Annotated in this window: 1 protein-coding gene; it reads right to left on the reverse strand. The window is 61.7% G+C overall.

Annotated elements, in window-relative coordinates; translation table 11 throughout:
* Positions 1-312 precede the first annotated feature (312 nt).
* Complete coding sequence (locus tag AC1DYK_RS35345) at positions 313-1,230, reverse strand: complex I NDUFA9 subunit family protein (protein ID WP_478170515.1); 918 nt, start codon at positions 1,228-1,230, stop codon at positions 313-315.
* Between the last annotated feature and the right edge of the window lie 433 nt (positions 1,231-1,663).

Raw genomic sequence — 1,663 nt, forward strand, 5'->3', positions numbered from 1 at the left:
AGCATGCCCGTGGCCAGGTCGTACTCCCATACCGCGCCTTCGCCGTTGCCGCCCGCGCCCGCGTCGTTCACCCCGGTCGCGGTGTCGACGATGAACAGCTTGCCGTCGTGATGCCAGATGCCTTCGCCTCGCGCCATGCGCAAGCCGCCTTCGCTCGGCCCGGATGTGTGGATGTTGTCGCCGAGGGGCTAGAGCGTTTTGTTTTGCACATTGTTGTCGGCCGACTCCGACGCTTGGAATTCCCAAACCAATGGCGTGGTGCACTCATCGACAAGGCACTGCTGCCGAGCGCCTTAATGCGTCGACGTGGTCTCAATTCCTCCTACCTGGCGTGCGAGCGGCGCCTAGATAGCGGGGTCCGATGCTGGACAGTGCGGCAGGGCGGATACCCAGATCTCCCAGGGACGGCAGCAGTCCGGTGGCAACGTTAGGGGTGCGCATCGACTGAAGGTTGTCGCGCGACATCAGCGGTTCGCCTGGCAAGTGTTCCATCACGAGCGCCTGAAGTGTTCCGACAAGCTGCGGAAGTGAAAGCACGGGTCTTTCGTGGCCTGACCACCGGCCGGCCAGCTTGACCAGCTCCGCCAGCGTGTAAATGTCGGGCCCTGCGCACTCGAAGGTTTGCCCCGACGTCTCTGGTCGCTCGAGGCAGACGAGAATCGCGCGGGCGACGTCCTCGACCCACACGGGCTGGAAGCGGGCTCCCGCACACGCCAGCGGGAACACTGGAGCGAACGCCAGCAGGCGCGCGAACAGGTTCAGGAAGCGATCCTTTTCGCCATAGATCACCGATGGACGAAGCAGCGTCGTATCGAGATCCGCATCCTTCAACACCCTCTCGCCTTCCGCCTTGGATCGGAGGTACCGGCTTGGCCGCGGGCCGTTCACGCCGAGCGCGCTGACATGCACGATCCGCCGCACGCCGGCCGCGCGGCAGGCCGAGACCAGCGTACGAGGCAACTCGACGTGAGTTCGATCGAACTGTGCTTCGCTGCCGTGGAGGATGGCGATGAGATTGACCACGGCGTCCTTGCCCTCCACAAGCTTCGTGAGTTGTGCAAGATCATGAACATCGGCGCTCACGAGATCGACCGATGCCGGCAGGCCCAGTTTCAGCGCCGGCGACTTGTTGCGCGTGGGCACTGTCATGTCACAACCGTGCTCGGCGAGCAACGCACACAGGCTTTGACCAACGAAGCCTGTGCCTCCGAGAATCAGGACATGGTTCATGGGAGCTCCTGCCGTATTCAGCGGCTGGCCGGGTGTCCAAACTTGAGGCTCTTGATTGCCAGCGCATCGTAGCCCAGGCGTCGCCATGAATGACAGCGGGGCCCGCCGCACGCAGTGCCGACACGGACTTGCGACGCAAACCTAAGGAAAGAGGGGGCCAACTTGAAGGCGCAAACACATTCGTGCAAAAGCGGCGAACAGATTTCTGCAAAAAGACGCGCATCGTGGCCGAGAGGCGCTTCGATAAGGCCATGATTTAACATAAGATAGATTGTATAAATGAGAGCTGTAGGAGCGATTTAGTAATGTCGCGTTCTGGCCGATTTCAGATGTCGCAAAGTCGCCCAACCCAGGTTCTGGGCTTGGGGTCCGGCCATGGCGACATCAACGGCGACGATCACGATGACGATGCGCGAAGCAGATCGGCTCAAGA

This window comes from Variovorax sp. P2_H12 (genome assembly GCF_056403395.1).

Excerpts from the sequence above, each read along its gene's own strand:
- AC1DYK_RS35345 (WP_478170515.1), bottom strand. The coding sequence starts at position 1,230 with ATGAACCATGTCCTGATTCTCGGAGGCACAGGCTTCGTTGGTCAAAGC.